At 52.0% G+C, this 25,586-nt stretch carries 25 protein-coding genes and 1 riboswitch; of the genes, 1 reads left to right on the forward strand and 24 read right to left on the reverse strand.

The window, feature by feature from the left end; translation table 11 throughout:
• Window positions 1–47: 47 nt before the first annotated feature.
• Window positions 48–596, forward strand: a complete 549-nt coding sequence (locus Selli1_RS15065; protein WP_087252658.1) for a Uma2 family endonuclease — start codon at window positions 48–50, stop codon at window positions 594–596.
• 125 nt (window positions 597–721) lie between these two features.
• Here the strand turns inward: Selli1_RS15065 and cobA are convergent, their stop codons facing one another.
• The 24 genes from cobA to Selli1_RS15185 all read right to left on the reverse strand — a co-directional run bounded on the left by cobA (window position 722) and on the right by Selli1_RS15185 (window position 25,441).
• Window positions 722–2,257 (reverse strand): uroporphyrinogen-III C-methyltransferase, encoded by a 1,536-nt coding sequence (cobA, locus tag Selli1_RS15070; RefSeq protein ID WP_281844477.1) that lies wholly within the window; start codon window positions 2,255–2,257, stop codon window positions 722–724.
• A gap of 3 nt (window positions 2,258–2,260) precedes the next feature.
• Window positions 2,261–3,142, reverse strand: coding sequence for a hydroxymethylbilane synthase (gene hemC, locus Selli1_RS15075; RefSeq protein WP_281844476.1), 882 nt, complete (start codon window positions 3,140–3,142; stop codon window positions 2,261–2,263).
• A gap of 15 nt (window positions 3,143–3,157) precedes the next feature.
• The gene (locus Selli1_RS15080) at window positions 3,158–3,814 is read right to left on the reverse strand and encodes a precorrin-8X methylmutase (protein ID WP_191426349.1); all 657 of its coding nucleotides are present in this window, start codon (window positions 3,812–3,814) and stop codon (window positions 3,158–3,160) included.
• A 5-nt stretch (window positions 3,815–3,819) separates the two neighbouring features.
• Window positions 3,820–5,337, reverse strand: coding sequence for a cobyric acid synthase (locus Selli1_RS15085; RefSeq protein ID WP_281844475.1), 1,518 nt, complete (start codon window positions 5,335–5,337; stop codon window positions 3,820–3,822).
• Window positions 5,319–6,389, reverse strand: a complete 1,071-nt coding sequence (locus Selli1_RS15090; protein ID WP_281844474.1) for a pyridoxal phosphate-dependent aminotransferase — start codon at window positions 6,387–6,389, stop codon at window positions 5,319–5,321. The genes Selli1_RS15085 and Selli1_RS15090 overlap by 19 nt, the downstream gene beginning before the upstream one ends.
• A gap of 21 nt (window positions 6,390–6,410) precedes the next feature.
• The gene (cbiB, locus tag Selli1_RS15095) at window positions 6,411–7,385 is read right to left on the reverse strand and encodes an adenosylcobinamide-phosphate synthase CbiB (RefSeq protein WP_281844473.1); all 975 of its coding nucleotides are present in this window, start codon (window positions 7,383–7,385) and stop codon (window positions 6,411–6,413) included.
• Window positions 7,382–7,957, reverse strand: a complete 576-nt coding sequence (locus tag Selli1_RS15100; protein WP_281844472.1) for a histidine phosphatase family protein — start codon at window positions 7,955–7,957, stop codon at window positions 7,382–7,384. Before Selli1_RS15100 ends, cbiB begins: the two co-directional genes overlap by 4 nt.
• A gap of 49 nt (window positions 7,958–8,006) precedes the next feature.
• Window positions 8,007–8,789 carry an adenosylcobinamide-GDP ribazoletransferase gene (locus Selli1_RS15105; RefSeq protein ID WP_281844471.1) on the reverse strand — a complete coding sequence of 261 codons (783 nt, stop codon included), beginning with the start codon at window positions 8,787–8,789 and terminating at the stop codon, window positions 8,007–8,009.
• Window positions 8,786–9,856: a nicotinate-nucleotide--dimethylbenzimidazole phosphoribosyltransferase gene (cobT, locus tag Selli1_RS15110; RefSeq protein WP_281844470.1), complete on the reverse strand. Its 1,071-nt coding sequence runs from the start codon at window positions 9,854–9,856 to the stop codon at window positions 8,786–8,788. The genes Selli1_RS15105 and cobT overlap by 4 nt, the downstream gene beginning before the upstream one ends.
• Window positions 9,831–11,258 (reverse strand): cobyrinic acid a,c-diamide synthase CobB, encoded by a 1,428-nt coding sequence (locus Selli1_RS15115; RefSeq protein ID WP_281844469.1) that lies wholly within the window; start codon window positions 11,256–11,258, stop codon window positions 9,831–9,833. Before Selli1_RS15115 ends, cobT begins: the two co-directional genes overlap by 26 nt.
• Complete coding sequence (gene cbiE / locus Selli1_RS15120) at window positions 11,251–12,483, reverse strand: precorrin-6y C5,15-methyltransferase (decarboxylating) subunit CbiE (protein WP_281844468.1); 1,233 nt, start codon at window positions 12,481–12,483, stop codon at window positions 11,251–11,253. Before cbiE ends, Selli1_RS15115 begins: the two co-directional genes overlap by 8 nt.
• Window positions 12,467–13,216 (reverse strand): precorrin-3B C(17)-methyltransferase, encoded by a 750-nt coding sequence (cobJ, locus tag Selli1_RS15125; RefSeq protein WP_281844467.1) that lies wholly within the window; start codon window positions 13,214–13,216, stop codon window positions 12,467–12,469. The genes cbiE and cobJ overlap by 17 nt, the downstream gene beginning before the upstream one ends.
• Entirely contained in the window at window positions 13,213–14,001 is a 789-nt protein-coding gene (gene cobM / locus Selli1_RS15130) for a precorrin-4 C(11)-methyltransferase (protein WP_281844466.1), read from the reverse strand. The genes cobJ and cobM overlap by 4 nt, the downstream gene beginning before the upstream one ends.
• Window positions 14,001–14,732 carry a precorrin-2 C(20)-methyltransferase gene (gene cobI, locus Selli1_RS15135; RefSeq protein ID WP_281844465.1) on the reverse strand — a complete coding sequence of 244 codons (732 nt, stop codon included), beginning with the start codon at window positions 14,730–14,732 and terminating at the stop codon, window positions 14,001–14,003. Before cobI ends, cobM begins: the two co-directional genes overlap by 1 nt.
• Window positions 14,729–15,955 (reverse strand): cobalt-precorrin-5B (C(1))-methyltransferase CbiD, encoded by a 1,227-nt coding sequence (gene cbiD, locus Selli1_RS15140; protein WP_281844464.1) that lies wholly within the window; start codon window positions 15,953–15,955, stop codon window positions 14,729–14,731. The genes cobI and cbiD overlap by 4 nt, the downstream gene beginning before the upstream one ends.
• A gap of 2 nt (window positions 15,956–15,957) precedes the next feature.
• Window positions 15,958–16,743 carry a sirohydrochlorin cobaltochelatase gene (locus Selli1_RS15145; RefSeq protein WP_281873785.1) on the reverse strand — a complete coding sequence of 262 codons (786 nt, stop codon included), beginning with the start codon at window positions 16,741–16,743 and terminating at the stop codon, window positions 15,958–15,960.
• Window positions 16,744–16,897: 154 nt separating this feature from the next.
• Window positions 16,898–17,084, reverse strand: a riboswitch (cobalamin riboswitch).
• Window positions 17,085–17,157: 73 nt separating this feature from the next.
• Window positions 17,158–19,953, reverse strand: a complete 2,796-nt coding sequence (locus tag Selli1_RS15150; RefSeq protein ID WP_281844462.1) for an SbcC/MukB-like Walker B domain-containing protein — start codon at window positions 19,951–19,953, stop codon at window positions 17,158–17,160.
• Window positions 19,950–21,080 carry an exonuclease SbcCD subunit D gene (locus Selli1_RS15155; RefSeq protein ID WP_087254979.1) on the reverse strand — a complete coding sequence of 377 codons (1,131 nt, stop codon included), beginning with the start codon at window positions 21,078–21,080 and terminating at the stop codon, window positions 19,950–19,952. Before Selli1_RS15155 ends, Selli1_RS15150 begins: the two co-directional genes overlap by 4 nt.
• A gap of 10 nt (window positions 21,081–21,090) precedes the next feature.
• On the reverse strand, window positions 21,091–21,621 hold the full coding sequence (locus Selli1_RS15160) for a cob(I)yrinic acid a,c-diamide adenosyltransferase (RefSeq protein ID WP_243097549.1): 531 nt from the start codon (window positions 21,619–21,621) through the stop codon (window positions 21,091–21,093).
• Window positions 21,597–22,175 (reverse strand): bifunctional adenosylcobinamide kinase/adenosylcobinamide-phosphate guanylyltransferase, encoded by a 579-nt coding sequence (locus Selli1_RS15165; protein WP_087254982.1) that lies wholly within the window; start codon window positions 22,173–22,175, stop codon window positions 21,597–21,599. Before Selli1_RS15165 ends, Selli1_RS15160 begins: the two co-directional genes overlap by 25 nt.
• Window positions 22,160–22,963, reverse strand: coding sequence for a precorrin-6A reductase (gene cobK, locus Selli1_RS15170; RefSeq protein WP_087167189.1), 804 nt, complete (start codon window positions 22,961–22,963; stop codon window positions 22,160–22,162). Before cobK ends, Selli1_RS15165 begins: the two co-directional genes overlap by 16 nt.
• Entirely contained in the window at window positions 22,960–24,096 is a 1,137-nt protein-coding gene (locus tag Selli1_RS15175; protein WP_281844461.1) for a cobalt-precorrin 5A hydrolase, read from the reverse strand. The genes cobK and Selli1_RS15175 overlap by 4 nt, the downstream gene beginning before the upstream one ends.
• Window positions 24,074–24,460, reverse strand: coding sequence for a DUF6483 family protein (locus Selli1_RS15180; RefSeq protein ID WP_138372553.1), 387 nt, complete (start codon window positions 24,458–24,460; stop codon window positions 24,074–24,076). Before Selli1_RS15180 ends, Selli1_RS15175 begins: the two co-directional genes overlap by 23 nt.
• A 15-nt stretch (window positions 24,461–24,475) precedes the next feature.
• Complete coding sequence (locus tag Selli1_RS15185; RefSeq protein ID WP_138372554.1) at window positions 24,476–25,441, reverse strand: type II CAAX endopeptidase family protein; 966 nt, start codon at window positions 25,439–25,441, stop codon at window positions 24,476–24,478.
• Between the last annotated feature and the right edge of the window lie 145 nt (window positions 25,442–25,586).

A 25,586-nucleotide genomic window follows, 5' to 3' on the forward strand; every position in this document is an offset into this window, starting at 1 on the left:
AATATCAGCATATTTTTTCCGATTTTTAACATAGAAAGGATGATCTTATGCCATTACCAGAAGAGCACAATTACACGATCAATGATATCTATTCCCTCCCGGAAGGAGAACGTGCCGAACTGATCGACGGCACCCTGTATATGATGGCTCCGCCCAGCCGTATACATCAGGAGATCGTAGGTGAACTCTTTGCCGCGATTCACAGCCACATCAAGGCAAACGGCGGAGACTGCAGATCATTTATCGCTCCGTTTGCCGTGCTTTTAAACGAAGATGACAAAACTTATGTGGAACCGGATATCAGCGTCATTTGTGATGCCGGCAAACTAACAGACCGCGGATGCGCAGGTGCACCGGACTGGATCATAGAAGTAGCATCACCCGGCAGCCAGAAGATGGACTATCTGACCAAACTCTTCAAATACCGTACTGCCGGTGTGCGTGAATACTGGATCGTAAATCCAATGCAGGAAACCGTGCAGGTCTATTACTTCGGCGATCAGGAAGACTCTGTACAATACGCCTTTATCGATTTGATCGAATCAAAGGTTTTGAAAGGTTTGAACATCTGCCTTGCAGAGCTTTTGCAGATGTAAAGAGCTGAAAAAAAAGAGAAAAGAAAAAAAGAGACACTCCTGCAGAATACAGGCTTAAAAAGCCCGAATTCTGCAGAAGTGTCTCTTTCACTTACTGTAAATCTATTCTTCTTTTCCCGGAATCCTTAAAGTATCTCCAGTATCTTTTCTGTCATGCTCTCCACGGTCGCCTCTTCTGCTACAGCCGTGCGCATCCCCCATCGCTTTGCCTCTTCTTCGGTTTTTCTCCCGATACAAAGGGCCAGGATTTTACCAGGGTCTACTTTTCCCTGCATTGTGCTTTCAAATCCCCGGACCGTGGAAGCGCTTGTAAATGTCACCAGATCGATCTTTCCTTCCTGAAACTGAGCCGAAATCTTATCGGTCCATGCATCGTCTGCCCCGATCCTTGTTTCATAGACCGGAATATCCACACACTCTGCTCCTGTTTTCAATACCGGCGGGAACAGCTCTTCCGAAGCTTCCCTTGCACGAAACGCTGTCACAAGATCTCCCGGTTTTGTTTGTCCGGCAAGTGCCTCCCCAAGTTTTCCTGCCTCGTAGACGTCAGGCATCAGATCCGGACGGATTCCCCGCTTCCTGAGTTCTCTTCCTGTGCCGCTTCCGATCACGGCAAATCTGCTGCCCCAGAGTGTCCGAATGTCCAGATGCGCTTCCTCCAGAAAGTCAAAAAAGATCCTTACTCCTGCCGCGCTGGTGAACACGATCCAGGAGGTTCCTGTTTTCCGGTTTCGGATCTGTTCCAGCGCCGCAAGGATCATCTCTTTTTCTCTCTTTCCCTGCAGCGGCTCTACCTGGATCGATGGAAATTCAATGACCTGGGCTCCCAGTCCGCGAAGTGTCCTCGCAAATGTCTGCCCCTGGCTCCTTGGTCGTGTGATGAGAATCTGTCTTCCTCCAAGAGGTCTTTGCTCCGCCCACGAAAAGCTTTCTGACAGGGCACATACTTTACCTACTACAATCACAGCCGGCGCCTGAATCTTCTCTTCCTGCACTCTCTTTGGAAGATTTTGAAGATCCGAAACGACCTTTTTCTGGCAGGCCAGCGTCCCCTCCTGGATCACTGCCGCCGGAGTATCATCCGGCATGCCCGCCATTCTAAGCCTGTCACAGATCTCCGGAAGCGCCGTGACTCCCATCAGAAAAACAAGGGTAGCATCCAGACGCGCCAGTGCCTCGTAATCAATTCTGGATTCTCCGCCTTTTCTTGCGTGTCCGGTAATCACATGGAAAGACGACGTATAATCCCGGTGGGTAACCGGAATTCCCGCATAGGCAGGAACCGCCACGCTGGAGGTGATGCCCGGCACAATCTCAAAATCGATGTCTTCCTGCACCAGAAATTCCGCCTCTTCACCGCCTCTTCCAAACACAAAGGGATCTCCGCCCTTTAAGCGGAGCACCTGCTTTCCTTCTTTTGCAAGATTAACCAGAATCTGATTGATCTCCTTCTGCGGAACCAGATGGTGGTCCGCTCGTTTTCCCACATTGATTTTCTCTGTCTTCTCCGGAATCAGACTCAGGATTTCCGCACTGACCAGGGCGTCATAAACGACCGCATCCGCCTGTTCCATCAGGGATGCCGTTTTTACCGTCAGAAGTCCTGCATCCCCGGGACCTGCCCCGGCTATCCAGACTTTTCCGCATTTTTTCTCTTCCATCTTCTAAAATCTCCCTTTCAGACTTCTGGCAAGTCTCTCCGCCAGTATCTCACCTTTGTGCTTTTCCCCGGAAATCATGCCCGCCTCGAACTGCCCGGATTCTTCGTGATAGTAAAGCCCCCGGATCCGGATTTCATTTCCGGAAGTTTCGGCGTAGGCTGCCACCGGTGACGTGCATCCGCCGTTCAGATACCGGACAAATCCGCGCTCCGCCTTTGCCGCGAACCGGCTGTCGGAACAGTCCACCGCCTCAATTCCCGGTATCTTTTCTCCTTTTCTCCCCTGCACCGCCAGAATGCCCTGTCCCGCAGAAGGAATCATTTCATCCACGGAAAAGACCCGGGAAACGCAAGTTTCCATTCCCAGCCGTTTCAAACCTGCAAGAGCCAGAATCGTCGCGTCATATTCTTCATGCTCCAGCTTAAACAGCCTTGTCTGGACATTCCCACGGATATTTTTAAAGCTGCACTTTGGATACAGCTTCCCTGCCTGCAGAGACCGTCTTCTGCTGGAAGAACCGATGATTCCTCCCTCTTTCAGGTCCTGAATTCCCGGCTTTAAAATCAGGGCATCCCTTGGATCCTCCCTGTTTGTATACGCAATGACCGGAAGCTCTTTTGGAATCTCCATCGGCATATCCTTCAGACTGTGGACCGAAAGATCGATGTCACCGTTTAAAAGCGCCCGGTCCAGTTCTTTGACAAACAGACCTTTCCCCCCGATCTTTTCCAGACTTTTATGGAGGATCTTATCGCCTGTCGTTTTCATCGTCACAATCTCGATCGTAAGCCCGGGACTTGCCTTTTCCAGAGCTTCCTTTACAATCTGTGCCTGTCTGACCGCCAGAGCGCTCTCTCTGCTCCCTATTTTCAAGTGTGTTCTCATGCTTTTTTCCTTCTTTTATCGCTCTTTATCAATCTTATATAATAAGGCATTGAGGATGGCCGCCGCAACCGTGCTGCCTCCTTTTCTCCCTTTTGCCACAATATACGGCACGTCCACGGTCATGATCCGTTCTTTTGCCTGCACCACGTTGACAAATCCTACCGGAACTCCGATCACAAGAGCCGGATGCACACACCCTTCCCGGATCAGTTCTTCGATGGCGATCAGCGCCGTCGGCGCGTTTCCTACCGAAAAGATGATCTGCTTTCCGGTCTTCTGCGCCATGTCTGCCGCCTTTTTCATACTGGCAGCCGCTCTGGTTGTCCCTTCTCTTTTTGCTTCTTCGGCTACGTCCGGATCCGCCATATAGCAGACGGCTTCTATTCCCAGTTTCTCCAGAGACGCTTTGTGAATTCCGGAACGGGTCATATTGGTGTCAGTCACAATGACCGTATTCCCCCGGTCTGTCAATGCCCCAAGGGCAGAAGATACCGCATCCGGCGAAAATGTCATTGTATCCGCGTATTCAAAATCCGCTGTCGTGTGGATCACCCGTTTGATGATATCCTCCTGCCCCTCAGGGAAGATTTTTCCACCGAGTTCTTCTGTAATAATCTCAAAACTTCTGCGCTCGATCTCTCCCGGCAGAATCTGTTCCAGTTCCATTTTCATATCCTTTATACTCCTTCTTCCAGAATCCGGTATACCGCATCCATATCCAAATGTTCCCGGATCACCTTTGCAAGCTGGTCGTACTGTTCCTCTTTGTATGCTTTGAAATCCAGCGCCTTCAAATCTTCCGTCTGAAGTCCCTTCCGTCTCATCAGAAGTTCCACCAGTTTTCCGGAAATCTCCGCCGAATCAAAAAAACCATGCAGATAGGTTCCGCAGACGCTGCCCTGAACACAGCCCTCCATACGTGCACCTTCTTCCTGCATCGTGCGGATTCCGGTAAACGAAGCACCTCCGGCAGAAATGGTTTCTCCCATGTGGATCTCATATCCTTCCAGCCGGCATCCGCCAATCCCGCCCCAGAAGCCATCCGAAGCAGACACAAATCCTTCAGCTCTCGTTCTTTTTTTCTGTCCGGTAAAGATGGTTTCCACCGGAAGTAAGCCAAGGCCTTCCATCGAAACCGGAACACTATCCCCGGCTTCCATTCCCTGGGGATCCGAAAGTCTTTTCCCAAGCATCTGATAGCCTCCGCAGATTCCGATGACCGGAACATCCCGCGAAGCTGCCTGCTGGATTTTCCCGGCAAGCCCGCTTTCCTTCAGCCATTTCAAATCTGCCATCGTATTTTTGGTTCCCGGAAGGATCACCAGATCCGGATCTCCAAACTGCCCCGGACGGTCCACATACCGGACCGATACGCCCTCGTAGCAGGACAGCACATTGAGATCCGTAAAATTGGAAATCTTCGGAAACCGGACTGCCGCAATGTCGATTTTCCCTTTCTGCATCCGGCTCTGAAGGCGTTCGCTCAGGCTGTCCTCATCGTCGATATCCAGATACATATACGGGATCACTCCCCGGACCGGACACCCGGTACGTTCTTCCAGCATCCGAAGCCCCGGTTTTAAAATATCCACATCCCCGCGGAATTTATTGATCACAAGACCTTTTACCATCTTCCGTTCTTCCTCTTCCAGAAGAAGAAGGGTCCCGGCAAGCTGGGCAAACACACCGCCCCGGTCGATGTCTCCTACGAGAAGTACCGGAGCCTTCAGCATCTTTGCCAGTCCCATATTCACAATATCGTCCTGTTTTAAGTTGATCTCGGCCGGACTTCCCGCCCCTTCGATCACGATAATGTCATGCTCACCGGCAAGAATCTCGTAGGCATGCAGAATCTCCGGGATCAGCTGTTTTTTGTATGCATAGTATTCCTTCGCCGGCATGACACCCCGGACTTTTCCATTTACAATGACCTGCGATCCGGTATCACTTGTCGGTTTCAGAAGCACCGGATTCATCTCCACCCGCGGAGCAATCCCCGCCGCCTCGGCCTGCATCACCTGTGCTCTTCCCATCTCCAGGCCGTCTTCCGTGATAAAGGAATTCAAGGCCATATTCTGGGATTTAAAGGGCGCCGTCCGGTATCCGTCCTGGCGGAACACTCTGCAAAGTCCTCCTGCCAGGATACTTTTTCCGGCATTGGACATGGTTCCCTGAATCATGATTGGCTTTGCCATGATGTTTCTTCCTTTCTTCGTTCGATAATCCGCCCGAAAGCACGGAGAAGCTTGTCATTGTCCTCCCGCCCTTTCACCGCGATCCGGTAGTAGCCTTTTCCAAGTCCCCGGTAATTCCGGCAGTCCCGGATCAGAAATCCTTCTTGTTTCATCTCTTCGTAAAAATCTATTTCGCTGTAAAACAAAATGTAATTGGCACTTGCCGGGTAGTACCGGATTCCCATCCGGGTAAATTCTCCCATGATATGGCACCGCTCCTCTGCAATCAGCTGTCTTGTGACCGCCGGAAGCAGATCGTCCGCAAGCGCCGCCCTTCCGGCCGCCTGCGCCGGGACAGATACGGCCCACGGCTGTCTGGACTTTTGCATCCGTTCAAGCAGCCCGGTATCCGAGCAGACTCCGTATCCGCTTCGTACACCCGGTATGGAAAACATCTTGGTAAATGCCCGAAGCAGGAACAACATCCGGTTTTCCCGGATCAAAAGCTCATGGTGAGTCCACGGTCCGTCCTCGGTAAAATCAAGAAAGCACTCGTCCAGTACAAGCCGTATCTTCTTCTTTTCACATGTTTCCACAATCTCCAGAAGTAAGGATTCTTCCACGCACTGCCCGGTCGGATTGTCCGGCGAACATAAAAATATCATATCCAAATCCTCTGTCAGTTCGTCCAGATACCGTCGTGTCAGGGCAAACCCTTCTTCCTCTTTTCTTTCGTGGAACCGGATCTGACAGTCCACCGTGCGAAGTGCCTTTTCATATTCGGAAAAAGACGGCGTACATAAAAGGGCACGCTTTGGTTTTTCTGCAAGTACCATCGTATAGATCAAGTCCGCCGCCCCGTTTCCGCAGATGATGTGCTCCGGAACGGTCGCCTCTCTTTTTGCCACCGCCTCCCGAAGCGCCCTGCATTTCGGATCCGGGTAGGCAGTCACGTTCTCCAGGCTCTTTTTCAGTGCCTTCATGACCTTCTCCCCCGGTCCCAGAGGATTGATATTTGCAGAAAAATCAACCAGTCCTTCATTTGAATAGATATCGCCTCCATGCTCCTGCATGTTCTTCACCTCGCTTTTCTTTTATATAATCACAATCAGCCTTGCCAGCCCGAAAACCAGCAGACCCAGTACGGCCGTTCCATAAAGCAGCCGGTTTGCCCGTCTGATATCCTCCCGTTCAATCGGGCGGATGTCATCCCCGATATAAGGTTTCTCGTACAATTTTCCAAAATACCACGCATTTCCTGCCAGGCGGACCGAAAGAGCTCCCGCACAGACCGATTCGGTCTGAGCCGCATTCGGGCTTTTGTGGTTGTGACGGTCCCTCTTGTAGATCTTCCATGCATTTGCCATGCTGTAATGTCTGCTGTCAAACAGTCCCAGAATTCCGGCCGCTCCGATCATCAGAAACGCCGAAAGCCTTGCCGGAATCAGGTTAAACAGATCATCCATTCTGGCTGCCGTCCGGCCAAAATCCAGATACCGGTCGTTTTTGTAGCCCACCATGGAGTCCATCGTGTTGACCGCTTTATAAAAAAAGCCAAGCCCTGCTCCTCCGATCATCATATAAAACAGCGGGGCAATAATTCCGTCGGACGTGTTCTCCGCCACCGTCTCCACCGCAGCCTTCACCACGCCTTCCTCTGTCAGGCTTTTCGTATCTCTCCCCACAATCATAGACACGGCCTTTCGTCCGTCCTCAATCGTCCCTGTATCCAATGCCTGTTTTACTTTCATGCTTTCTGTCTTCAGAGACTTTGTGGCAAGCAGCTGCCAGCACCAGAAACTCTGAAGCAGGAAATAAAGCACCGGATGAATCTGAAAGGCCGCCCACAAAAGGAGGCATGGAACGAGTGTTGCAATTCCCGCTGTTCCGATCCAGAGAAGCGTTCCCCTTCTTCTGAGATTCTCTGGAGAAGTTCCCTCTTTATACAGCTTCTTTTCCAGTCCGCTGATCAGATGTCCGATGATCCGTATCGGATGATAGATCCAGGCCGGATCTCCAAAGAACAGGTCCAGTATAAATCCTGCCGCGCATGCTGCCAAAATAATCATAGTTTTCTTTCCACCTTACATTGTTTCTCCCCGGTTTTCCACCGGTCCTCAAAAATACGGACCTGATATCCACATCCGTTTCCACAGCTCCACTCATAGTATCCCAGTTTCGGAACCGCGTATGCTGAAAGCACTGCCATCAGCGTGCCTCCGTGGGCGACGATGGCCGCCCGTTCGATCTTCTGTTCCATCAGATCCTCCACGGCCCGTTCAAAGGTCTCCCACGTCCGTTCACAGAAGGATTCCTTCGACTCGCCTCCCGGAAACGGCAGTTCTCCTCCGGAATCGATCCACGCCTGATAGGAAAGATCTCCCGTCAGTTCCAGATAATTCTTCCCTTCAAAAGCGCCGAAATCGCATTCCCGGAATCCGTCCCATACGATCTGCGCCACCTCCGGGTAGAGTAAATCTGCCGTCTGACGGCATCGTTTCATGGGACTGGTCAGGACAATCTCCGCACGCGGCATCTTCTTTATTTCCGCCACCGGAAGAATCGGTTCGTCTGTCGTTCCGATATATCGTTTTTCCAGATTTCCGGCTGTTGCAAAATGCCGGATCAAGGTCAGTTCCATCGTTCTTCTCCGTTTCTGTTTCGTCTCTTTACAGACCGCTTTTTCTCCATCAAAACCGGAGCATACAGGACCAGGCTGTCAGCACCGTCAGTGCAGTAAGTTCAAAGACCTGGAGAAACCAGCCTGCCAGATCCCCTGTAATGCCGCCGAACTCCCGCACTGCCATCCTGAGATACCGGGCAAATACTGCTCCCGCCGTGAAAAGCAGAAGCACTGCCGGGATCACACCGGATACCACCGCCAGAAAAATCACACAGACTGCAAGATAGATTCCCGTGGAAATCCATACTGCCTTTTGTCTGGCAGATTCCCGGAACACAGCCGCAAGTCCGTCTGATTTTGCTCCTTTTCCGACCGTCACGGAAAGGCCACTCAATGTTCTGGACAGAACCATGGCGCAGGCCATCCCCGGAAGGACTTTCTCATCTGCCGCCGACCAGAGGGCCAGACTCCAGAGTAGATATATGGCCGCACTCATCACCGCAAAAGCTCCGGTGTGCGGGTCTTTGAGAATCGCAAGCTTTTTCTCCCGTTCCCCGTAGGAATGCCTTGCATCCGAAGTATCCATAAAACCGTCCATATGAATTCCGCCCGTCACCAGAAGCGGAAGGATCGTCAGAAACACAGCCGGAAACAAGGCCGGAAGTTTCCCCGCATCCCGAAGGCCAAACAGCACAAGTCCGGTTCCCCACGTCAGCGCTCCGGCCACGGCTCCTACCAGAGGGAAGAAGCAGAAGGCATACTGCATGGACGGTTTCGTCCACTGGACTTTGGGCATGGGGATTTTGGAATACATGGAGAATGCAATGATAAAGGATCGAATCCATTTCATGATGTGTACTCCTTATACTGTTCTACCTGAATGTCATCGAAGGAACTCATCTCCTCGTAAACTGTCATGGCCATATCCAGAAGCGGGAAGAGGGCGCAGGCTCCCGTTCCTTCTCCAAGAGCCATGCCAAGATCCAGCACAGCCTCCAGTCCAAGCTCCTCCAGAATCCGGTTATGAGCAGGTTCTTTCGACCTGTGGGAAGCAAACAGGTATTCCTTCACCTTTGGCTCTATCCGCACCGCAGCAAGGGCAGCCACTGAGGAGATAAATCCATCCAGCACCGCCGGAACCTGGTATCTGGCACATCCTAAGAAAACTCCGGTCAGTCCCGCAATATCCAGTCCTCCGACCTTTGCCAGAATGTCCACCGGATCCGACGGGTCCGGATTTCTCCTTGCCAGCCCTTCTGTGATGACTTCCTTTTTCCGGATCAGGCCTTCATCGGAAAGCCCGGCTCCCCGTCCGGTCATCACTCCGGCAGCCTCCCCGGTAAGGGCACAGGCCACGGCGCTGCTGGTCGTCGTATTGCCGATTCCCATCTCCCCGGTAGCAAGGATCTCATATCCCTGCGCTTTCCGCTCTTTTACGATCTTCATTCCGGTCAGAATGGCACGGACGACCTCCTCCCTTGTCATGGCCGGCTCTTCCAGAAAATCCTTCGTCCCGCAGGATATCTTGTATTCTGCTTTCGTAAGTCCCTCCACGTCCGTCAGAATTCCAATATCGTAAGGCAGAATGTCTGCACCTGCCACCTTTGCCATTTTACAGACACTGGTCTGCCCTGTCAGAAAATTTCCCGCTACCACAGCGGTCACCTCAGCTCCGGTCTGGGAGACGCCTTCCTTTACAATCCCATTGTCCGCACAGAGCACCACAATCCCCTTTTTCTGTAAAGATGGATGAAGCCTCCCCTGAATTCCCGCGATCCTTGCAAGCATCGTCTCCAGCGCCCCCATTCCATGAAGAGGCTTTGCAAGATGGTTCCACCGGGTAAGAGACGCTTTTCTTACCTCCTCATCCGGCAGTCTGATCTGTTTGATCTCATTTTCCCATATCGTCTCCGGCATTTCCTTTCTCTCTCCTTTCCAGACAGCATCCGACAAAGCGTTTGGCAAATGCCGGATTGGAGTCATAGCTGATATGTGCAAATCCCGCAAAGACCTGCTGCTTTTCTTCCATACACTCCCATGACCGCTGCCCATCCGGCTTCACAGCCAGACAGCGGTCTCCGTTTTCGGTACAGTCCCAGTAATGAAACTCATGGCCACGGATCGTCTCACCCCGTTTCAAAAACAAAAGCTCCTCTTTTGGCTCCAGAGTCAGATATCCAAATCGTCCTAATGTATGCGTCCGGTACCCTCTTCCTTTTAAAAATCCGGTCATCGGGTACATCATTCCGTCTTCGCCTTCCAGCTCCTCTTTCAGATAGAGAAACCCGCCGCATTCCGCAAGGCATGGAAGTCCTCCTTTCAGGCTCTGAAGCACCGATTCCCGCATGGACACATTTTCAGACAGCTCCTTTGCGTAGAGTTCCGGGTATCCCCCTGCCAGAATCAGGCCGTCGATGCCATCCGGCAGAACCGCATCATGAAGCGGAGAAAATGGTACAATCTCGCAGCCCAGTTGCCGCAGCAGTTCCAGATTATCTTTATAGTAAAAGCAGAACGCCTCATCCTTTGCCGCGGCAATCCGGAGTTTCGGCTTTTCCGTCCCTTCTTCTTCCCCTGCTTCTTGTTCTCCCGTTTCCAGATCCGGCGCTTCTTCTGCAATCTGTAACAGCAGCTCCAGATCCAGCGTCTCCTCTGCCTGACCCGCAAGCAGATCCAGTTTCTCCTGCAGTGCCTCTACCTCTTCCGGAAGAATCAGCCCCAGATGTCTGCTTTTTAATTCCGCATCCGCTATCTTCGGGAGATATCCTGCCAGCCTGACCGCATGGCCGTTTTCCCGCAGCCACTGCTCCAGTACCGGCGCAAGCTTTTCATAGGTACGTCCGGTGATCCCGTTCAAAATGACCGCCCGGATCTGCCCCGCCGTTTCGTATTCCAGATAGCCTTTCAGAAGTGCCAGCACCGAATGTCCCATTCCCCGGCATGGAACGACCAAAGCTACCGGCATCTGAAGGACAGATGCAATCTCACTCGTACTCCCCTTCGGACTTTCCAGACTCATTCCGTCATAATATCCCATGACTCCTTCCGCCACTACCAGATCCGCACCCCTGCTGTGCCGTGCCAGAAGCTGCTTTTGCATCCCGGGCTCATGGAAGAAAAGATCCAGATTTTCAGAAGGAATGCCGAGAACCTTCTCATGGAAAAGCGGGTCAATATAGTCCGGGCCGCACTTGCATGCCGCCAGAGCAAGTCCCCGTTTCTGATATGCCCGCAACAGCCCGCAGACAATGCTCGTCTTCCCGCACCCGCTTCCGGTTCCGGCAATCAGAAGCCGTCCTGTCTTCTTTGTATCACTCATGGTCCGCTTCCTTTCTTCCCTGAAACACAGCCATCCACACCGGATTCTGGGCTGTCATCAAATGGTAGGCTCCCATCTTCCGGCTGCCTGATGCCTGAATCTGCATCACCTCGGCTGTCTCCCACCGGCTGTCCTGCAAAAGTTCCGTCATCTCCCGGATCGTTTCCATGCTGACCGCAGTCAGCACAATCCGGACCGATGGATTTTTCGACAGACAGGTTTCCACGATCTCTTTCAGCCGGCTTCCGCTTCCACCGATAAACACATGGGTCGGCGCAGGAAGATCCGAAAGCGCCTCCGGTGCGTTTCCCTCTACAATCTCTACCTGATCGGTCCGCCATTTCCGCTTATTTTCCTGAATAAGAGCAATTCCTTCCGGATTTCTCTCCACAGCATAGACCCGGATGGAGCCGTCCTGAAGCGCAGCCTCTACCGACACGCTTCCGGTTCCTGCCCCGATGTCATAGAGAACCGCATCTTTCTGAAGCTTCAGTGCGGCAACCGCCATGGCCCGGACTGCCGACTTGGTCATCGGCACTTTTCCCCGGATCAGCTCTTCATCTTCCAGATGCCGTCCCACAAACGTGTCGTAGTCCGGGTTGTGTACCCAGAGTACGGAAAGCCCGGAAAGCAGCTCCGACGTCAGTTCCCGGATCGTTCCGCGAAAGAAAACTTCTTCTTCATACGAAAGATCCCGTCCTGCTGCGGCTTCCAGATGATCCAGCCCGTACCAGGACATCTTTTCCAGAAACTGCTCTGCTGTCTCCCTGCCGCCAAGAAGCAGGAAGGTGTGTTCGTGGGTACAGATCTCATAAACCGCATTCTGTCCGGTTCCGTGAAGGCTGACCAATGCCGCCTTCTCCCACGGCACCTGACAGCGTGCCGCCATGCAGATCACTGATGAGATACCCGGCAGCACCCGGATCTCCCATCCACTTCCTTCCAGGCGCTTTATAAGCTGTTTTGCACCACTGTAAAATCCCGGATCGCCGGAATATAAAACGGAAATTTCTTCTCCTTTTTCCTGCTCCAGAATCGTCATGATCTCCTCCGGACGGTAAGATGTATAGCATCTGGCCTCTTTCTTCCGGATTGATTCTACGCTTTGCAGCATCCTTTCGGCACCGATCAGTACAGTGCTTTTCCGGATCTGCTCCCTGGCTTCCTGTGTCAGGCTTTTGTTTCCGTCTGTTCCGATTCCAATCAGATTAATCTTCTTTTTCATATCGATATCCTCTCGGCGTCACCATCGCCTCCCCGATCACTCTTGTCTGGGAATTGCCGATGAACACCGTGGTAAACATGTCTGTCCCGGTTTCTTTCAGTCTTCCAAGGGTTGTCACATGCTTTTCCTGCCCGTCTCTTGCGATCTGGCGCACATAGCCGCAGACCGTATCCGGGCTCTGATATTCCAGAAGAATCTCGCAGGCCCTCCGGAGATAATCTTTTCGTTTCCGGCTGGATGGATTGTAAAGGCAGATGGCAAAATCCCCTTTTGCCGCAGACCGCAGACGCTCTTCAATCTTCTCCCACGGCGTCAGAAGATCGCTCAGGGAAATGACCGCAAAATCATGGATGAGCGGAGCTCCCAGAATGGCCGCTCCCGCAGTGGCGGCGGTAATTCCCGGAACCACCTCGATCTCCACTTCCGAATATCCGCGTTCGTTCCGGATCTCATGCATCAGACCTGCCATGCCGTACACTCCGGCATCCCCGCTGCAGATCATGGCCGTTGTCCTTCCCTCCCGGGCTTCCCGGAGTGCCATCTCACAGCGCTCCACTTCCTTTGTCATCGGCGTAGTCAAAAATGTCTTCCCCGGAAACTGCTCTTTTACCAGATCCACATAGACGGTGTATCCGATGATCACCTCACAGGATTCCATCGCCCGCACGGCCCGGATCGTCATCTCCTCGTAGGCGCCCGGCCCGATTCCTATGACATATACTTTCTTTTTCATTCTTCCGTCTCCCCGTCTTTCTTCGTTCCTTCCCGGAACATGGTGGTAAATTCCGGATCATACAGCTTCGACCGCTCATATCCGGTTTTCTTTCCGCCTTCCAGCACTTCTCCCACTACAATCAGCGCAGTCTTCGTCACATGGTTCGCTTTGGCGGTTTCGGCCAGCGTTTCCACAGTACACCGGTAGACCGCTTCTTCCGGCCAGCTTGCCTTATAGACGATGGCCGCAGGTGTATCTCCCGGATAGCCCCCCGCCATCAGTTCTCTGGAAAGCGGTTCCAGAAGTCCGGTGCTTAGGAAAAGCACCATGGTTGCCTGATGAGCCGCAAAGCTGCGGATCGATTCTTTTTCCGGAACCTTGGTCCGGCCTTCCATCCGTGTGATAATGACGGACTGGGAAATCTCAGGGAGGGTGTATTCCAGTTTAAGAGCTGCCGCCGCTCCGGAAAAGGAGCTGACTCCCGGACAGATCTCATAGGCAATTCCCCGTCTGTCCAGCTCATCCATCTGCTCTTTGATGGCTCCGTAGAGACTTGGATCTCCGGTGTGAAGCCGTACCGTCATCTTCTGGCCCTCTTCTGCTGCTTCTATCACTTCCAGCACTTCCTCCAGCGTCATATAGGCACTGTCATATACCTCACAAGTTTCCTTTCTGACCTGTAACAGTTCCGGATTGACCAGTGATCCGGCATAGATAATCACGTCCGCCTCTTTCAGCAGCCGTTCGCCACGCACGGTAATCAGGTCGCACGCTCCAGGCCCTGCTCCGACAAAATGTACCATCAGGATCCCTCCTTTATCACAATCAGCGAATAATAGCTGGATTTCTCCGGCACATCGTCCGGATTTTCATAAATCTTTTCATTTTCCATCCCGCAGTTTTCCACCATCCAGAACCGGTCGTTTGACGCCTTGACCGTCTCTTTGACATAAGGCATCTTTTTCCCTGTTTTCATCAGAATTTTCGTTCCGGAAAGCTTCAGCCCCTCTTCAATTCCATAGGAGGCCGGCAGGATATGAATCTCCTCTTTATTTTCCGCAAGCCCCAGGTTCAGGGCCGCTGCCGCCGCGCAAAACGACGGAATTCCCGGTATGATCACCGCCTGGTACCCGTCTTTTTGCACCCGTTTATGAATATACAGGTAGGTCGAATAAATGGACGGATCTCCAAGGGTCAGAAACGCAATGTTCATTCCTTCGTCCAGATATTCCTCCACCTTCTTTGCTCCCGCATCGTGGATGCGTTTCAGTTCTTCTTTTTCTTTCATCATCGGCATCGGAAGGCAGAGCACCGGCTTTTTTTGAATCTCCGGCACTTCCGGCAGCACAATCTGATATGCCGCACATCGATCGAGATACGGCATCCCTTCCTCCCAGATACACGGCTCCTTCAGTGTACTGTCAGACACCGGAACCGCGATCATATCACAGGACCGGATCAATCGGACCGCCTTCAGCGTCAGAAGCTCTGCCTCTCCCGGTCCTGTCCCTGTTCCATATAAGATTCCACTCATTCTTTTTGTCCTTTCCGTTCCTCTTTGATCTGTTCAAGAAGAGCCATAGCGCCTTCCGTCTTCCCAAGAATTCCCCATTCTTTTGAAAAAGTCAGAAGCTCCACCTGAACTTCTCCTCTCGTTCTCTGATTGATATGCCAGGAGATACGTTCCATGATCCGGGACATTACGTCTTCCCGGATGCCGGCCCTCGTAAGAACGGCAAGCATCTCATCTGTCGTGACACTCTCCTCAATCTCAGGCACCAGCCCGATCAGCTTTTCCATGCGCCCCGGATCTTCCTTTAAAGCCCCGGCCGCAAGATGGGAAAGCGCCGCAAGAAACACCTCCGCACGTGCGTCCGCTATCCTCGAGTGAGTATTCATGACACCTGCCGCAAGCTTGGCAAACTTTCCGATGTGCCCCACAAGAAGAACTCTCGGAAATCCAAGCACTACCGCCATATCCAGCGCCTCGCCCACATAGTTGCTGCATTTGACCGCCCGGTCCGGGGAAAAGGAAAGCTCATCTTTCAGAAAATCACTTCCGTAATTTCCCGGCACCAGACAGAGCGTCTGAATTCCTTCCTGTTTTTGTACTTTCATTTCCAGAAGGATGGTCTCCGTCAGAGCCTGCTCACTCATGGGTTCCACAATCCCCGTTGTTCCAAGGATGGAAAGACCTCCCACAATCCCAAGTCTTGGATTGAATGTCTTTTTGGCAAGCGTTTTCCCTTCCGGCGCTGAAATGGTCACCCTAAGCGTCCCGCAAAATCCAGCCTCCCCGGCTGCCTGCCGGAGAGCTTCCGTAATCATCTTCCTTGGCACCTTGTTGATGGCGGGTGCTCCCACCGGCTGTTCCAGCCCCGGCTTTGTCACCCGGCCGATCCCCTCCCCGCCTTCCAGCACAATCCGCACCGGATCCGCTTCCGGGTCCGCATCTGTTTCCTGCCGTACAGCAGACACTTTCTTTACTTCGGCAAAGACGAGCATTCCGTGGGTAATATCCGGATCATCTCCTGCATCTTTCCGGACCGCGCATGACACTGCATCGGAATGTCGCACGATCTCCTCCACTTCCAGAAGCAAGGTCTCTCCTGCCGGGACAGTGATGCGGACTTCCCGGATTTCCTCTCCGGAAAACAGCATGATTGCCGCCGCCTTTGCCGCTGCCGCCGCGCAGGTTCCCGTCGTATATCCTCTTTTCAGTTCTTTTTGTCCCTTGATGACTGTCTGCTTTTCCATCTTTATCCTTTCGGACACTCCTTTGCTTCCCTGGCGTGACGCACAAACATCTGCCGGATGCCCGGAATCTCTCCGACACCTTTTAAGACGGTACGCACTTCATATCCTTCTCTTGTCAGAATCGATTTCCAGGAATCCGCATCCTCTCCTGCCATGTCGTTTTTCGCATGGTCTCCCGCCACAATCATGAACGGCATCAGAAGAATCTTTCCGGCCTGCTGCTCTTTCAGCTTTTTCAGTACTTCCTCCATCTCCGGGAAGCCTTCTACCGTGCCGACTACCACGTTTCGGTATCCTTTCGCCCAGAAGGTATAATCGAGGGCCGGGTAGGCCGCATTGGTATGGTGCTCCGTCCCGTGGCCCATGAGCACTAATGTTTCTTCCGCTTTGAGTCCGGCATCCTCCATAATCAGGTGTACCGCCTCCTCATAATCTTCCATCGTGGCAAGGAGCGGTGCTCCAGTGCGGATCGTTTCAAATCGTTCCCGGTACGGCTCGATCTGTTCTGTCATCTTTTCGTATTCAAATCCGTGGATGATATGGGTCGGCTGGATGAGAAGATCCTCAATCCCGTCCCGCGCCATCTGCTCCATGGCTTCCTCCACATTGCAGATTCCCATCTGAAACTCCGATTTCAGTTTCTTCAAGATCATGCTGCTTGTAAACGCCCGGTACAGCGCCCGGTCCGGGAATGCCTCCGCAAGCGCCTTCTCTACTGCTCCGATCGTCTTTTCCATTGTATCCAGGTGGCTCGTTCCAAAGCTCACCGTCAAAACTGCTTTTTTCATATTTGTCCTCCCATATGGGCCTGACATCGACGACTGACACCAAAAAAGGATATGGAAAAACAGACAGTTCTTTCCTCTGCCTCTTTTCCCATATCCGTTTCTATTTCCCTTTGACGTCCTCTTTGATTCTCGTACTTGTCATAATCCCGTAACCTTTCCGAAGCATCTAAAAGCAGGTATTCTGACTTAAGGATCCGCGCTTTTCTCTCCCTTCCCATGCATCCGCACAGTGGCCTTTTCAGAGAAAGCTCCCCTCATACAGCAACGGGCATTGTTCCGGATTCTCACCGGATTCCCTTTTACTCCTTCTAACATAAGGTACTTTTAAATGATTTCTCTGTTTGATTCCTGTTTATGATACCATTGGCAAAGGCGGCTGTCAACCAGCCCCGCCCTGCGGCAGTCCGGAAGGCATTATCCGATGACCACCTGTGCCCAGCTTTCTCCGCCTTTTTCTTTCTTTACGAGAATCTTTTTGTCGATCCGGTCTTTCAGTTCAGCCACATGGGAAATAATTCCCACCAGCTTATTCCCTTCACTTAAAGAGGCAAGGGCGCGGACCGCCTTATCCAGCGCTTCCTCATCCAGTGTCCCGAACCCCTCGTCCACAAACATCGCTTCCATCCGGATACCTCCGGCCATGGACTGAATCTCATCGGAAAGCCCAAGTGCCAGGGAAAGAGATGCCTGGAAGGACTCCCCGCCTGACAGTGTATGAATGCTGCGCTGTGTACCGTTGTAATGATCGATCACATCCATATCAAGGCCGCTCTGGCTTCTCCGGTTGTCCGCTGTCTTTTTGCGGACCAGCTCATACTGACCGTCTGTCATGACAAGAAGCCTGCGGTTTGCACGAATAAGAATCCGGTCGAAATAGGCCATCTGCACATAGGTTTCCAGCATGATTTTTTCCTTTCCTCCAAGTGTGCCGTTGACCGTATCGGAAAGAACGCCGGCAATCCGGTATTCCTTCTCTGTCTCTTCCTGCTGCCTCACGGCCGCCCTCATCTTCTCAAGGGCGGACCTGTCTGCACTGAGCACCGGAAGGAGCTGTTCCTTTTCGGCAAGCAGACGCTGCTTTTTCAGGAGTGTCTCCTGTTTTTTCTGTTCCAGCTCCTCTTTTTCCCGGTGTTTCTCCTCTTCCGGCGTCTCCCGGTCTTTCTGCTGTTCCGTCCAGACACGGATGGATGCTTCGCAGGCAGAGATCTCATTTTCCGTGCTCTGGTATGCCGCTTTTGCCGCTTCCAAAGCCTCTTCTTTTTCCTGTTTTTCCAGCTCCATCTTCCGGATCACATTGCGTGCCTCTTCATAGGAATCATACGGAAGGCTCTCCCCGATTTCCTGAATCCGTTTTCCTTCTGTTTCCTGTTCTGTCCGCATGGAGGCCGTCTCCCGTTCCAGATGAAGAATGATGCCTGTCTGTTCTTCTGTCTGTTGTTCCAGCTCTTTTTCCCGCTTCTGCGCATCCTGCTTCTGCTTTTGCTGTTTGTTCAGACTTTCTTCTTTTTGCTGCAGTTCCCGTCTCCGGTTTTCCAAAGTGCAGCCTTCCTCTTTCATTCTCTGGTACGCTTCCTTCAGACCCGCCGGTTCCTCATCCGGCCAGAGCAGTGCGGCCTTCTGCCTGAGCTGGCCTGCCGCCGTCTCAGTGCGGCCTTTGGCCTCACCTGCCTTCCGGCTCTTTTGCTTATCCTCTTCCATGAGCATATCAAGTACTGTTTTTTTCTGTTTCAACGTCTGTTCATCAGGGATTTCTTCCGGCTTTTTCGCCGGATCCGGATGGTGCAGGGCACCGCACACCGGACAGGGTTCCCCGTCTGTCAATCCGGCTGCCAGGATCCCTGCCTGCCCGTCCAGAAAGGCCCGTTCCAGCTCCTGATACTCTTTTTGTGCCTTCTCTACCTTCTCTCGGACGCAAAGGTAGGCCTCCTGCGCAGTCTCCTGCTCCTTTCTTGCCTCCTGGTACTGCCCGCAGATCAGCAGAAATTCTTTCAGATTCTGATGTCTTTCTTCCGTCTGCTGTTTCTGCCGCAGAAGTTCTTTCCATGCCTCCTCCGGATCAGGAATCTCCGACAGCAAGGCACGGCACCGCTCGATTTCTTCTTTTGCCTTTCTCTGCTTTTCCATTACAGCTGCCAGGCGGTCAGAAAGATTCCTGGCCTCCTTGCGTCTCTTCTCCCAGGATTTCTTCTTTTCCTCCAGTTCCCGGTAAGTCTCCATCTGCATGGATTCTTTCAAAATCCGCTCCTGCACCAGTTCATTACCTTTTGCATTCTCCTGCGCCTTCCGAAGTGCTTCCTGGCAGACCGCCTTTTTCCGGATCAGCTGTTCCAGTTCTTCTTTCTGCTGTTTTTCTCCCCGTTTTGCTTTCAGCTCCTGAACAGCCTCATTCAGCCTTTCGCCATACTGCTGTGCTTCCTCTTCCGTCCGGCTGATCTCCTTTTCCAGACGTTCTTCTTCCTTCTGCATTGTTTCAAGGATGTTCTCAATCGTCAAAAGCCATTCTTCCTTATCCGGACTTTGCAGGCTTTCCTCCCAGTTTGCCCGAAGCGCTTCCTCTTTCTCCGGTATCAGGATGCCGTCGGCATACTGGCGGATACTCTGCTCCACCGCCTCGTATGCTCTTTTCAGGCCTGCCGCTTTCTCCTTGATTTTCTCCTGAAATACCTGATATGGCGCCGTGTGGAACAGCATCCGGAAAATCCGGCTCTTTTCCTCAGTGGAAGAAAAGAGCATCTTCTGGAACTCTCCCTGAGCCAGCATGGCAATCTGTGTAAACTGCTCTCTTTTCAGTCCGAGAATTTCCTCGCACTTTTCTGTAACAGTTCTGGCGCCCGTCACCACACTTCCGTCCGGCATCGTCAGAACGGCATCCGCCTTCTGGGTAATCCATCCTTCGCCCCGCTTTTTCGGGCGCTGGTATTCCGGATTCCGGTGAATCTGATATCTTGCACTGCCGACCGAAAATGTCAGCTCCACATAAGTTTCCTCCCCGTTTGCTGCATATTTGCTTTGCAGCATATCCGCTTTTCTTCGGTTTCCGGAAGGCTCACCGTAAAGGGCAAAGGTGATGGCATCAAAAATTGTCGTCTTCCCCGCGCCGGTATCCCCGGAGATCACATAAAGTCCATGCTTTCCCAGCTTGTCAAATGGAATCTCCTGTCTGGACGCATAAGGGCCGAATGCGGATAAAATCAGTTTTTCCGGTCTCATCTTTCTTCCTCCCATACTTCTTCCATCATCTCTTCGACCAGTTTGCTCTGCTCATCCGAAAGCGGCCGGCCGTTAACCACCTGATAGAACTCCGCAACAACTTCATCCGGCCGCTTTTGTTCTACCGCTTCCATTTCTTCATACTGCAGCTGCGTGCGTACCCGCACATTGTCATAGTCAAGCTTCATCAGATTCGGATAAATCATCCGAAGTTTCCCGACCGCATCCATCACATCTTCCTCATCGGTAAGTGTAATGTGAAAGTAGGAATCCCGCTCCTGCGTCTCGTAAAACGGCCGGCTCGTCAGCTGTAAATATGTCCCTTTCAGTTCCTTCATATCCCGCAGAGGGGTAAGCGGAACTGTTTTGATCGCGGTCTCGCCTTTTTCTTTCAGCTCCACAATGGTCACGGATTTCTGATCGTGTACCTCGGAAAACGAATATTTCAAAGGCGTTCCGCAGTAGCGTACTGTCTCCCTTGTGACAGACTGGGGTCTGTGCAGATGGCCAAGGGCTACATATTCAAATCCGTCAAATACCGACACATCCACCTGATCCAGGCCCCCGATGGAGACCTCCTCCGACTCACACTGTACGGCTCCCGCCACAAACTGATGGGCTACCAGAATATTCCGCTTTGCAGGATCCAGATCTGCCTCTTCCAGCACTGCGCGCACTGCGTCCGTGTATGTCTGGATGTCTTTTTCCGGATAGACACTCCGCACCTGTGCCGGTTTTAAAAACGGCATCAGCCAGATGGAAAGTTCACCGTATTCATCCTCCCGGTCCACTTTTTCCAGAAATCCTTCTGATGCCATATACACGCCGCTTTTCTTAAACAGCTCCGCTCCAAAGGAAAGCCTGTCCCTGGAGTCGTGATTTCCACTTATGAAAAAGACCGGAATCTTCCGGTCCGCAAAGCTGCTCAGCAGATAATCAAGAAGCCGCACTGCTTCCGCTGGCGGAACAGGCTTGTCATAGACATCACCTGCAATCAGCACTCCCTGCGCCTGCTCCTGATCGGCAATCTTCAGAATCTGCTCAAGAATGTGGGCCTGATCCTCCAGCATGGAATACTCATTGACCCGTTTTCCAAGATGCAGATCCGATATATGCAGCAATCTCATAATTTTCCTCCTAATATTCAATTCCTTCCCGTGCAGGGACGCCCCGCTCAAACGGGTGCCGCACCGCCCGGATCTCGGAAATATAATCTGCCATTTCCAGAATCCGCGCATCCGGATTCCGTCCCGTCAGGACGACTTCCAGATGCTCCGGCTTCTCCTTAAGAAAGGAAATTGCCCGTTCTCCAGGAATCAGCCCGTGCCCGAATGCCGCCATAAATTCATCCATCACAAGAATGTCGCAGCTGCCGGCCCGGCACTCGATGTCTTCCCAGATCCGTTCATACTCCTCTTTCATCCGCTCTTTTTCTTCGTCAGTCAAAGTCCAGTAAAATCCGTATCCTTCCGGCATCCGGATCCGCTCGATCTGCGGGATCTGATCCAGAACGAAAAGCTCTCCGGAATCTTCATTCTTTAGAAACCGGACAAGGAGAATCTTTTTCCCTCTTCCGGCGGCCCGGATCATCATCCCGATGGCAGCGCTGGTCTTTCCTTTTCCATCCCCGCAGTATATATGAATCAATCCGTTTTGTCCCATATCCATGTTCCTTTCTCCATATGAAGATGTCCGCTTCCTTTCCAGAAATACGGCAGGCCGTACACCGCTTCAATAAACACATCGGATTTTGCCATCAGATAGCGGTTTACCCGACCTGCCACAGAAAGGTACTGTTTCATTTCATCGTCTTTCGTTCCGTTTTGAAACATTTCGTTTGTCACAACGACAAGATGGTCCGCACTGTCAGCGAAATGTGCAATCCCGCGGATAATCCGCTCTGCCGTCTCTTCCGGATCCTGCATGGCAAAATTCTCCCCGCTGTAGAGTTCATTGGCCGTAAGATTGGAAACACATTCCAGCAGAATAAGCGCCGCTTTCTCTTCAAAATGAATCTCTTCCAGTCCGGACGGACATTCCAACGTGGTAAACTGTCTCCCGGCCCGCTGTTTCCGGTGTCGTTCGATCCGCCTTCTGCTCTCCTCGTCATACACCATCATCGTCGCCGCATAGATCTTCGGCCCGCTGCACAGGCTCTGGGAGATGTCTTCTGCCATGGCAGACTTCCCGCTTCCGCTTCCCCCTGTTACTGTAACGAACATGCGCGGATCCTCTCTACTGCTTCCTCAAATGTACTTCCTTCTTCCTTCGGCCGTTCCACCACTACAAGCACCGTTCCGGTCTTTGCGGCAGCTCTTGCCTTATCATCAAAACCGCCTGCGCTTCCGGACTCTTTCGTAATCAGCCAGGATGCCTTGACATGATGAATCGTTGCGATATTCATCTCCTCGGAATATGGCCCCTGCATGGCAATCAGATGATCCCCTTCCAGTCCGAGACGTACGCTTTCCTCCACGGATTCTTGCGTGGACAGTACTCTTGCATAACAACGGTTCCGGTAGTCTGTAAGCCTTGTATAGGCAGAAAGCTCCTTGCTTCCTGTGGTAATCAGGATATTCCCCTCCGTCTTCTCCAGAAATTCTACACCTTCTTCGATCGAAGAGACATAGATGAGGCCTTCCTCTTTCTGCACCGGCTTTCTCAGAAGCCTGATATAAGGAACTCCCGTCTCCCGGCATGCCTCTTTGATATTTTTCGTCACTTCACGGGCAAACGGATGGGTGGCATCCACAACAAGATCAATCTCCTGTCTGCGGATATAGTTTTTCATTTCCACCTCTTTCATGCGTCCTGCGATGATATTTAAGTTTCCGGCCTGTACCTCTCCGTGCTTTGCATATGGCGCCCGTTCTTCTTCCGTTTCCTTTAAAAGACATTCTTTTCCGTATTCCGTGGCCACACTGACAAAAACTTCTACCGGAAAGTGCTTGATCTTCTCCATCAGTTCTTTTCCTTCTGTTGTGCCAGCAAAGATTAAGATATGCTTCATGTTTTTTCCCCCTTTCGTTCCTGGTCCGCCATCCGGGGCGTCGGCTGCTTTGTCTCTCCAAATATTACTTCGCAGCGCATACGTACCACCGCAAGTGTCAGATCCCGGAATGTTTCTTTTTTATAAATCAGATCTCCGGACTGTCCTGCAAGAAGCGCCGCCCTCTCGCATACATTGTCCGTCCCTGTTATATTCTTTACAAAATCAGAAGAGGATGTCACCTGCTTCACCGTATTAAGCTCCCCGGCCGTGTACGTCCGAAACGGAATCCCGTATTCTGACGCAAAATCAAGGATTCCCTTCTCATCTGCTTTCCGGTCAATGCTTGCAAGCACACCGATCTGGTCTGTCTTCCATCCTCCACGCCCCAGAACGCTTCGGATCTTTTGTTCTATCTTTTCTTTTTCTACACCTCTTCTGCACCCGATTCCGACACTTAGTATTTTCGGGTACAGATGCAGAATGCCTTCCATCGCCTTCTCCGGCTTTTTTTCAAGCACGGCAATGCCCGGCAACGTTTCTTTTAGCTTCCTGTACTCCTGCTTTATCAGAAGCTCCTCCGGCAAGTTCCCCTTCACCGGGAAGTCCGAATAAAACCCAACTGCTCTTCCCTGCAGAATCCGGGCCGAAATCTCTTTTGCAAGAGCCCTGTCCGAAATCTGCATTCCGTTTTCCTTCGCAAACAGATCCACCGCGAATTTCCTGTTCAGATCGGTGGCTGTCGTAACTACCGGAACCGCCCCGGTAAGAGCGGAAATAATCCGGGCAGTCTCCCCTGCTCCTCCCAGATGACTTGAAAGCAGCGGAATGATATATCCGCCTTTTTCATCCATTACAAGCACCGGAGAGTCCGTGAACTTATCCTTTACAAGCGGGGCAATGCTCCGGACGGCGATTCCTGCCGCTCCGATAAAGAGATAGGTGTCTTTCCCCCATCCTTCCCCGACCCAGTCGTACATGGACGTCACTTCACAGAGCATACTGCCTCCCGGCGCCGTACCTTTCCGGTACCCTGCACAGGAAAGTCCCGCCTTCTCGAGCGTTTCTCTCAGGAGGTTATTTCGCCGGTGTCCTTCGGATGTAAAGCTGATGACGCGAATGGTGCCGCATTTATTTTCCCATGCTGATTTCAAGTCCGCTCACCCCAAAGTCCTCTGCCAGAGATTCCATCCCCTCTCCGATTTCTTCTCTCGTATACTGGTGTTCCTCCAAAAACTCCTCGTCCATATGTGCCAGATGAAGATAAAAGCAAAGTGCCATCTCAAACATCTGCAGATCCCCTGTCTCCAGCTCTTCCAGAAGAAGATTTTCCGCTTCATTGATCTCCCCTGCGTCCGCAAGAGAAAGGATCTTTCTGTAAAGGCGGTCCACCTCATTATCTATCGCTTCATATTCCGGAAGCTCATATTTCGCTTCCTCTTTTCCGAGAATCAGTCTGGCCAGAAACCTTCCCTGGTCTTCCAGCCTTCTCAGTACAAAATCCTGTTTCAGTCCCATTGCTGTCACCTCTTTTTAGTAGTAAATCATACGTCCAAATGCGCCGGCCGCCGCTGACGCAATCACAAGGAAACATCCGAGCACGAAAAATCCGACGGCTGCACCGATCAGAATGTAGAGATGTTTCTTTCTGTGTCCGCCAAACATCTTTCCTTCATATCCTTTTCTTCCCATGTGAATCAGGAAATTGCCCGCGTAAATCAGGACAAGGGCAATCCCGGTCATCGCAACATAGATCCCTGCCGACGCGAGGTTATAGGAAAAGCTGTAGGACCCCGTCTGTGAATATGCCGCGCTTCCGGCCACCTGATAAAGGCCATCCATCAGCCACTGCATTCCGAACATCAGGACCAGCGGAAGCAGATTGTTGATGGCATGGAACATGATATTGTAAACCATGTTTCCGGTTTCCGCCAGAAGATAAGCCATTGCCATCCCCAGAATGGCTGTCGGAAAGAAGCGCCAGATACTACCGTGAAATGCTCCGAAAATGCATCCTGTCAGCACAATGACTATCCACTTGTTTCCAATCGGCCAGAAGCTGTTAAAGACTATCCCCCGGAACACGGCCTCTTCGCAGAATGCCGGCGTGATGGATACAATCAGTACGGCAACCAGCACCGGAACACTTAAGAATGTATAAGAAAGTCCTGCACTTGTTCCCATGATTTCATCCGGGAAGAAACATGCAAGCACTACGGTAAAGACCATAGCGATCCCGATTGTTCCCATCCAGAAGAGAAAAGTACCAAACAGGCCGTGCGGAGTCGGTTTATGAATCGGGAATACGTATTTCGGATTACCGCGGAACAAAAAGGTGCATCCTACCGCACCGGCAAGCATCAAAAGCTCACTGATCAAAGTCCCGTAAAGTCCCATATAATTACTGAGCACCGGACCGATCAGAAAGATGCAGACCGCAGTCAGGATCAGGACAATCAGTCCATGGTAAGGTTTTAGTGGTTTCGTTTGTCTGTTCATTGTTACCCCTTCTTTCCAAAAACCATGACCACCCGTCCAACGGGTGGTTTGCACTGAGGCTATAAGCCTCTACTACTGGCCAGCGCCTAAAGACGCTGGCTTTCACTTTGTTCAAGCCATCTTGCCTTTGCCTCTTTTGCTACCC

This window comes from Sellimonas catena, assembly GCF_027924685.1.
GTDB lineage: Bacteria > Bacillota > Clostridia > Lachnospirales > Lachnospiraceae > Sellimonas > Sellimonas catena.

Excerpts from the sequence above, each read along its gene's own strand:
- Selli1_RS15065 (WP_087252658.1), top strand. The coding sequence starts at position 48 with ATGCCATTACCAGAAGAGCACAATTACACGATCAATGATATCTATTCC.
- cobA (WP_281844477.1), bottom strand. The coding sequence starts at position 2,257 with ATGGAAGAGAAAAAATGCGGAAAAGTCTGGATAGCCGGGGCAGGTCCC.
- hemC (WP_281844476.1), bottom strand. The coding sequence starts at position 3,142 with ATGAGAACACACTTGAAAATAGGGAGCAGAGAGAGCGCTCTGGCGGTC.
- Selli1_RS15080 (WP_191426349.1), bottom strand. The coding sequence starts at position 3,814 with ATGAAAATGGAACTGGAACAGATTCTGCCGGGAGAGATCGAGCGCAGA.
- Selli1_RS15085 (WP_281844475.1), bottom strand. The coding sequence starts at position 5,337 with ATGGCAAAGCCAATCATGATTCAGGGAACCATGTCCAATGCCGGAAAA.
- Selli1_RS15090 (WP_281844474.1), bottom strand. The coding sequence starts at position 6,389 with ATGCAGGAGCATGGAGGCGATATCTATTCAAATGAAGGACTGGTTGAT.
- cbiB (WP_281844473.1), bottom strand. The coding sequence starts at position 7,385 with ATGATTATTTTGGCAGCATGCGCGGCAGGATTTATACTGGACCTGTTC.
- Selli1_RS15100 (WP_281844472.1), bottom strand. The coding sequence starts at position 7,957 with ATGGAACTGACCTTGATCCGGCATTTTGCAACAGCCGGAAATCTGGAA.
- Selli1_RS15105 (WP_281844471.1), bottom strand. The coding sequence starts at position 8,789 with ATGAAATGGATTCGATCCTTTATCATTGCATTCTCCATGTATTCCAAA.
- cobT (WP_281844470.1), bottom strand. The coding sequence starts at position 9,856 with ATGCCGGAGACGATATGGGAAAATGAGATCAAACAGATCAGACTGCCG.
- Selli1_RS15115 (WP_281844469.1), bottom strand. The coding sequence starts at position 11,258 with ATGAGTGATACAAAGAAGACAGGACGGCTTCTGATTGCCGGAACCGGA.
- cbiE (WP_281844468.1), bottom strand. The coding sequence starts at position 12,483 with ATGAAAAAGAAGATTAATCTGATTGGAATCGGAACAGACGGAAACAAA.
- cobJ (WP_281844467.1), bottom strand. The coding sequence starts at position 13,216 with ATGAAAAAGAAAGTATATGTCATAGGAATCGGGCCGGGCGCCTACGAG.
- cobM (WP_281844466.1), bottom strand. The coding sequence starts at position 14,001 with ATGGTACATTTTGTCGGAGCAGGGCCTGGAGCGTGCGACCTGATTACC.
- cobI (WP_281844465.1), bottom strand. The coding sequence starts at position 14,732 with ATGAGTGGAATCTTATATGGAACAGGGACAGGACCGGGAGAGGCAGAG.
- cbiD (WP_281844464.1), bottom strand. The coding sequence starts at position 15,955 with ATGGAAAAGCAGACAGTCATCAAGGGACAAAAAGAACTGAAAAGAGGA.
- Selli1_RS15145 (WP_281873785.1), bottom strand. The coding sequence starts at position 16,743 with ATGAAAAAAGCAGTTTTGACGGTGAGCTTTGGAACGAGCCACCTGGAT.
- Selli1_RS15150 (WP_281844462.1), bottom strand. The coding sequence starts at position 19,953 with ATGAGACCGGAAAAACTGATTTTATCCGCATTCGGCCCTTATGCGTCC.
- Selli1_RS15155 (WP_087254979.1), bottom strand. The coding sequence starts at position 21,080 with ATGAGATTGCTGCATATATCGGATCTGCATCTTGGAAAACGGGTCAAT.
- Selli1_RS15160 (WP_243097549.1), bottom strand. The coding sequence starts at position 21,621 with ATGGATATGGGACAAAACGGATTGATTCATATATACTGCGGGGATGGA.
- Selli1_RS15165 (WP_087254982.1), bottom strand. The coding sequence starts at position 22,175 with ATGTTCGTTACAGTAACAGGGGGAAGCGGAAGCGGGAAGTCTGCCATG.
- cobK (WP_087167189.1), bottom strand. The coding sequence starts at position 22,963 with ATGAAGCATATCTTAATCTTTGCTGGCACAACAGAAGGAAAAGAACTG.
- Selli1_RS15180 (WP_138372553.1), bottom strand. The coding sequence starts at position 24,460 with ATGGGACTGAAACAGGATTTTGTACTGAGAAGGCTGGAAGACCAGGGA.
- Selli1_RS15185 (WP_138372554.1), bottom strand. The coding sequence starts at position 25,441 with ATGAACAGACAAACGAAACCACTAAAACCTTACCATGGACTGATTGTC.